The sequence below is a fragment of the Labedaea rhizosphaerae genome, from assembly GCF_004362825.1.
Classification (GTDB): domain Bacteria; phylum Actinomycetota; class Actinomycetes; order Mycobacteriales; family Pseudonocardiaceae; genus Labedaea; species Labedaea rhizosphaerae.
In genome coordinates this window covers 1-1,503 of record NZ_SNXZ01000020.1, presented here as the reverse complement: position 1 = coordinate 1,503, position 1,503 = coordinate 1, and the positions used below count along the sequence as shown (strand labels likewise).

General features: G+C 68.7%; 1 protein-coding gene. It reads left to right on the top strand.

All coding sequences use genetic code 11. From position 1 onward, the window contains the following. The first annotated feature begins 249 nt into the window (after nt 1-249). Nucleotides 250-1,476, top strand: a complete 1,227-nt coding sequence (locus EV186_RS38650; protein ID WP_133854531.1) for an IS110 family RNA-guided transposase — start codon at nt 250-252, stop codon at nt 1,474-1,476. Nucleotides 1,477-1,503 lie beyond the last annotated feature (27 nt).

Sequence of the window (1,503 nt, the reverse complement as noted above, 5' to 3'; positions counted from 1 at the left end):
TCCTAATCAGTTCTGGGAGTGAGTCATCCGGCACACTCCTGGTGGTAGCCGGCCGGCAGGTGAGCACTGATCGTTCCTGGACGTTGAGTCCTGCTGAGAGACCGTGCCCCTGCTGGTAGGCCGGGAGAGTTGATCGCTGCTGGGATGTCGTGCCTCGCGTGTTCGTGGCGGGAAGCACTGCTTGATTAGGTCGCTGATGGTTCTCCCGCTGGCTGCGCAGGATGATCGGGATCGAGGGCGGGAGGACCGTTGCGGCTGTTTGTGGGAGATGACTGGGCCGAGGACCATCACGACATCGAGTTGATGGATGCTTCGGGTCGCCGGCTGGCCAAGGCCCGGCTGCCCGAGGGCGTGACCGGGATGTCCCGTCTGCACGCGATGATCGGCGACCAGTTCAGCGAGGCCGGCGACGAGGATGCGGAGGTGGTGATCGGGATCGAGACCGATCGAGGCCCGTGGGTCGCGGCGCTGGTCGCGGCCGGGTATGCGGTGCTGGCGGTCAATCCGTTGCAGGCAGCCAGGTTCCGTGACCGGATGGGGGTCTCCGGCGCCAAGAGCGACGCCGGTGACGCGCACATGTTGGCCGACATGGCCCGCACCCACTCCCACCAGCTGCGCCCGGTCGCCGGCGACAGCGCCCAGGCGGAGGCGGTCAAGGTGGTGGCCCGCACCCACAAGACCCTGATCTGGGAACGCACCCGCCATACGCAGCGGCTGCGGCACGCCCTGCGGGACTACTTTCCCGCCGCGCTGGTCGCGTTCGACGACCTCGACGCCGCCGACACGCTGGAACTGCTGGCCATGGCACCAACCCCGGCCCAGGCCACCCGGCTGACGACCGCGCAGATCAGCGCCGCGCTCAAGCGCGCCCGCCGCCGCAACGTCGCGGACAAGGCCGCGGCCATCCAAGCCGCGTTGCGCGCGGAGCACCTCGGTCAGCCCGAGATCGTGACCGGCGCCTACGCCGCGTCGATCCAGGCGTTGATCGCGGTCCTGGCCGTACTCAGCACCCAGGTCAAGACCCTGCAAGGGCAGGTCGAGGCCTATTTTGGGCAGCACCCGGCCGCTGAGATCATCTCCTCCCAGCCCGGTCTGGGACCGGTGCTCGGCGCCCGGGTGCTCGCAGAGTTCGGCGACGACCCCGTCCGTTACGCCACCGCCAAGGCCCGCAAGAACTACGCCGGCACGTCGCCGATCACCCGCGCCTCCGGCAAGAAGAAGGTCGCCCTGGCCCGGTTCATCCACAACGACCGGCTCATCGACGCCCTGATGGCACAAGCCTTCACCGCACTCCTGCGATCCCCCGGAGCCCGCGCCTACTACGACCGGCAACGAGCCCGTGGCGCCGGCCACAACCCGGCCCTGCGCCAACTCGCCAACCGGCTCGTCGGCATCCTGCACGGCTGCCTCACAACCGGCACCCTCTACGACGAGGCGACCGCCTGGTCGCATCACGCCGAGAACGTTGCGGCTTGACATTTCAGCTCCTGGGATGTCTCTCAG